Here is a 4,541-nt window from a genome sequence, read left to right as displayed (position 1 = left end):
GAAATGGTTGAAGCCGCCGGTGTCGCCGACGGCGGTGGCATCGACCGGCGCGGCCGAACCCCGCTGGCCGAGCTCCTCCAGCTGGGATTCCAGATAGGTCTTGAGCCGGGTCCGATACTCCCGCTCGAACGTGCGCAGCTGTTCCAGCCGGCCCTCCAGCACGCTGCGCTGCTGGTTGATGGTGCCCATGATCTCCGAGTGCTTGCGCTCGGCGTCGGACTGCAACGCATCGGCCTTCTCCTGGGCCTGGCGCAGCTGCGCCTCCGCGCGGGTCTGCGCATCGCTGAGCAACGCCTCGGCGCGCTGCCGGGCCTCGGCCACCGTCGTATCCGCGGTGTAGCGGGCCTCGCTGAGGATCTGCTCGGCGTTGGCGCGCGCGTCGGCCATCACCTTCTCGGACTCGGCCTGCGCGGTTCGGGTCAGCCGGTCCGCGGTGTCCTGGGCCAGCGACATCAGCCTTGCCGCCTTGAGCTCCTGGTCCTGGTCCGCCGACGGCCGGGCGGCAACCGGCGGCACCGGCACCGGCACCGGCTCCGGCTCGGGCTCCGGCACCGGCGGGTAGGCCGGCAACGCGGCGGGGGCCGCTGCCGCTCCCGCACCGCTGCGGGCGGTGGCCAGCTCCTGGTCGAGCTCGGCCACCCGCTGCCGAAGGTCGGCGTTCTCCTCGACGAGCCGGGTCAGTTCGCCTTCGACAAGGTCTAGAAAGGCGTCGACCTCGTCCTCGTTGTAGCCGCGCTTGCCGATCGGCGGCTTACTGAACGCAACATTATGTACGTCGGCCGGTGTCAGCGGCATTGTCTGCCCCCTTGGGTCTGGACGTGAGACCGATCTTTTCGGCCGATCTGTCAGTGTAGATCGGCCCAGGGATCAGTCGGAAAATACGCCAATATCGTAACTGCCGTCCATCCTGTCACACCGGGCTCGGTAGTCGGCAATGAGATTGACATTAAGAATAAATTTCAAATTGGTGCCATAGAAATCTCGGATAGCGCAGATCATCGCAGTGGGCTGCGTCACCGGACTGCGATATCCGTGACGCAGCACGCGGCGACCGCCGCCGTCGCGGCGCTTCCACGCGGGCCCGGCCGGCGGAACCGCGGCCCCCAGATTATTCACAGGAGTTACCTGTATTAAATTGGCGGCAGGTCGGCTGGCGGGCCGGGCGACGATGCGACGGACGGAAGGAAACCAGGGATGACAACGAACGACGTGGTGGTGGCGACGAGTGCGGCCGATTCGGCGGCGGTGGACGAAGTGCGGTCCCGCTACGCCGAGCTGCTCGGCCGCCAAGCAGCGCTCGGAGCGGCGGTCTTCGCCGCGGTCGGCACCGCCGGCTCGGCGTTCGACGACGCGCACCGCGCGGTCCAGGGCTTCATCGACCAGGTGGTCCGCCCGGAGCTGCGGGCCGCGGTGGAGCTGATCTATCCGGCGGCGTCGAGCGTGGAGCGAGCCCGGCTGCTGGTCGAGGGTCTGCTCGGCGAGACCCACCTGGCCGAGCAGGCGGCGGCACGGATCGCCCGGGACAACGACCGGGTGCAGATCGCCGCCCACGTCGAGTCGCTGCGGGTGCTGCTGGAGGCCCTGCTGGGCAAGGTGGCCGACCTGCTGTTGCCCGCGCTGGCCGAGACCAGCGGGGCGTCGCTGGCCGACCTGGCCGCCCAGCTGCCGGCACCGGCACCGGGCGCAGCCGGACACGGCCACGAGCAGGCCGGGCACGAACCTGCCGGCCACGGCCATGGTGGCCATGGCCATGCCGGATGCAGCTGCGGTGAGACCGACGAGGGCATGCCCGAGCTCGACGTCCGGGAGATCCCGCACGCGATCCGGCACGCCACCGTGTTCGGCGCCTTCGACGCCGTGCCGGTCGGTGGTTCGATGATCCTGGTCGCCCCGCACGACCCGATCCCGCTGCTGCACCAGCTTGCCGAGCGCAGCGGCGGGCGTCTGGCGGTCGGTTACGAGGAGCGTGGTCCGGAGGCCTGGCGGCTGCGGCTGACCCGGGTCTGAACTCGGGTCAATTCACCTGCTGCAGCGCGAGATCCATGCCGATGAACGCGATCAGCAGCAGCACCATGATGGACAGGTCCAGCCGGATCGCACCGATGGTCAGTTGCGGGATCAATCGGCGCAGCAACTTCACCGGCGGGTCGGTGACGCTCATGATGAGCTCCAGAATCACCACGGTGGCGCCGCGCGGCTGCCAGTCCCGGCTGAACGAACGGACGAACTCGACGACGATCCGCGCGATCAGCAGCAGCCAGAACACGAACAGCGAATAGCCGATGATTGCAAAGAACAGCGCCAACGGAGTCCGACCTCACTGATAACGGTGCGCCGGTAACGGCTCTCCGACCGGCTCGACTGCCGTCAGCCTACCGATTCCCCGATCCGCGCCGATCGCGGTCCCGGGCCCGGCCCTACCGGTACGCGTAGAAGCCGGTCTCGGCGATCCGGCGGCGCTCCTCCGGGGAGACGTCGACGTCGGCCGGCGACAGCAGGAACACCTTCGTCGCGACCTTGTCGAACGAGCCGCGCAGCGCGAAGGCCAGCCCGGCGGCGAAGTCGACCAGACGCTTGGCGTCGGCGTTGTCCATCGACACCAGGTCCATGATCACCGGGGTGCCGTCCCGGAACCGCTCTCCGATGGTCCGCGCCTCGCCGTAGTCCTTCGGCCGCAGCGTGGTGATCTTCGACATCGGGCTGCCCTCGTCGAACAGCATCGCCATCCGGCGTGGGTCCATCGCCAGCGCGCCGCGAGTGGCGCCGCGCACAGACGCGAACCGGGGCCGGTCGAACTGGCGCGGTGACCGGAACCGGGGTTCGTCGCCGTAGCCGCCGCGGTAACCGGCGGGTGCAAACTCGGCGGCCTCGGCGCGCGGGTCGTCGTACTCGTCGTCGTAGCCGTCGTAGCCGTCCTCGTCGAAGCGTTCCGTCCGCCGGGGGTAGCTGCGCGACGGCGGCTGCTCGACGGCGTCGTCGTAGTAGTCGTCGTCGTAGTCCTCCATCGGGGCCATGCCGAAGTAGGCCTTGACCTTGTGCAGTGTGCTCATCATGGGACCCTTCCAAGCTCCTGGCGAACCATCTCGGTGATGAAGATGTGACGGGAGTGACTAGTAATCGTGACGGTAACCGCCACCGGCCGTTCAGCGCGGGATCGACACGCCGAATCCGATCGATGAGCTCATTCGAACCAGGTCACCGAGGCGAGCCGCCCGGTGCGGATGTCGCGCCGGTAACTGAACAGGTCCGGGTCGTCGACCGTGCAACGCGGATCGATGTCGATCGCGCCGATACCCAAATCCCGTAGCTGACCGGCGATTCCGGCGCGCAGGTCCAGCCCGGGGGTGCCGGCCGAGGTGGCGGTCCGGCACCCGGGCAGCGCCGCCTCCACCTCGTCGGCCATCGTCGCGGGCACCTCGTAGTTGTCGCCGCTCACCGCCGGCCCGAGCAGCGCCGAGATATCCGATGGCTGCGCGCCGACCGACAGCATCGCCGCCACAGCGCGAGCCACCACCCCGCGCTGCGCGCCGACCCGGCCGGCGTGCACCGCGGCGACCACGCCGGCCCGGGCATCGGCCAGCAACACCGGCACGCAGTCCGCGGTGACCACCACCAGGCCCAGGCCGCGAACAACGGTCACCAGCGCATCGGTGTCGTCCACCGCGGCGACGCGCGGCCCGTCGACGATCTCCACCCGATCGCCGTGCACCTGGTTCATCCACACCAGCCGGTTCGCGCCCAGACCGGTCACCGCGGCCAGCTTTGCCCGGTTGGCGGCCACCGCGGCCGGGTCGTCGCCGACGTGGTCGCCGAGATTGAAGGTGTCGAACGGCGGCGCCGACACGCCGCCGGCGCGGGTGGTGGTCACCCGGCGGATGCGAAAGCTCACCGGCCCAGTATCGTCGGCGACCGCCGGCTAGCGGCGCATGAACGGCGGCACGTCGACGTCGTCGTCGCCGATGTCGCCGCCGTCGTCGTCGCGGCCGCCGCCCACGCTCACCGTTGCGCCGTTGGTGGGCGTCGGGACGCTCACCGCGTCGATCGGGTCGAACAGCGCCGTGGTGATCTTGCCGGCCTTGCCGGCGGCGATCGACTCGCCGGCCTTGCCCAGCACCAGCCGGCGGCTGGGCGAGCTGGCGTCGAAGCCGGCCGCGATGACCGTGACCCGCACCTCGTCGCCGAGCGAGTCGTCGATGACGGTGCCGAAGATGATGTTGGCATCCGAGTGCGCGGCGTCCTGCACCAACGAGGCGGCCTCGTTGATCTCGAACAGGCCCAGGTCGCTGCCGCCGGCGACCGACATCAGCACGCCCTGCGCCCCCTCCATGGACGCCTCCTGCAGCGGGGAGTTGATCGCGATCTCGGCGGCCTTGAGCGCCCGGCCGTCGCCGCGCGCCGAGCCGATGCCCATCAACGCGGTGCCGGCACCGCTCATGATGCCCTTGACGTCGGCAAAGTCGACGTTGATCAGGCCGGGCGTGGTGATCAGGTCGGTGATGCCCTGCACGCCGTTGAGCAGTACCTCGTCGGCGCTGCGGAAT

The 4,541-nt window shown here is 69.8% G+C and carries 7 protein-coding genes; 1 reads left to right on the top strand and 6 read right to left on the bottom strand.

Annotation, left to right across the window (positions count from 1 at the left end; all coding sequences use genetic code 11):
* Positions 1 to 795 (bottom strand): DivIVA-like cell division protein Wag31 (wag31, locus tag AC2VNT_RS04945; RefSeq protein WP_486945792.1); only part of this gene is annotated, 795 nt, incomplete at its 3' end.
* A gap of 72 nt (positions 796 to 867) precedes the next feature.
* A complete protein-coding gene (locus tag AC2VNT_RS04940) occupies positions 868 to 1,116 on the bottom strand; it encodes a hypothetical protein (protein WP_486945791.1) in 249 nt (82 codons plus the stop codon).
* 78 nt (positions 1,117 to 1,194) lie between these two features.
* Between AC2VNT_RS04940 and AC2VNT_RS04935 the strand changes: the two genes are divergently transcribed.
* A complete protein-coding gene (locus tag AC2VNT_RS04935; protein WP_486945790.1) occupies positions 1,195 to 2,007 on the top strand; it encodes a DUF2249 domain-containing protein in 813 nt (270 codons plus the stop codon).
* A 7-nt stretch (positions 2,008 to 2,014) separates the two neighbouring features.
* On the opposite strand, the gene AC2VNT_RS04930 is transcribed toward AC2VNT_RS04935, so the two are convergent.
* The 4 genes from AC2VNT_RS04930 to AC2VNT_RS04915 form a co-directional block, all read right to left on the bottom strand.
* Positions 2,015 to 2,305, bottom strand: coding sequence for a YggT family protein (locus AC2VNT_RS04930; RefSeq protein ID WP_486945789.1), 291 nt, complete (start codon positions 2,303 to 2,305; stop codon positions 2,015 to 2,017).
* 112 nt (positions 2,306 to 2,417) lie between these two features.
* The gene (locus AC2VNT_RS04925; RefSeq protein ID WP_486945788.1) at positions 2,418 to 3,050 is read right to left on the bottom strand and encodes a cell division protein SepF; all 633 of its coding nucleotides are present in this window, start codon (positions 3,048 to 3,050) and stop codon (positions 2,418 to 2,420) included.
* Positions 3,051 to 3,181: 131 nt separating this feature from the next.
* The gene (gene pgeF / locus AC2VNT_RS04920) at positions 3,182 to 3,889 is read right to left on the bottom strand and encodes a peptidoglycan editing factor PgeF (RefSeq protein ID WP_486945787.1); all 708 of its coding nucleotides are present in this window, start codon (positions 3,887 to 3,889) and stop codon (positions 3,182 to 3,184) included.
* Between the two features lie 27 nt (positions 3,890 to 3,916).
* Positions 3,917 to 4,541 (bottom strand): cell division protein FtsZ (locus tag AC2VNT_RS04915; RefSeq protein ID WP_486945786.1); only part of this gene is annotated, 625 nt, incomplete at its 5' end.

The organism is Mycobacterium sp. TH-M15 (assembly GCF_057473705.1).
The sequence above is the reverse complement of the archived record's forward strand: the minus strand, read 5'-3'. Positions and strand labels throughout refer to the sequence as shown.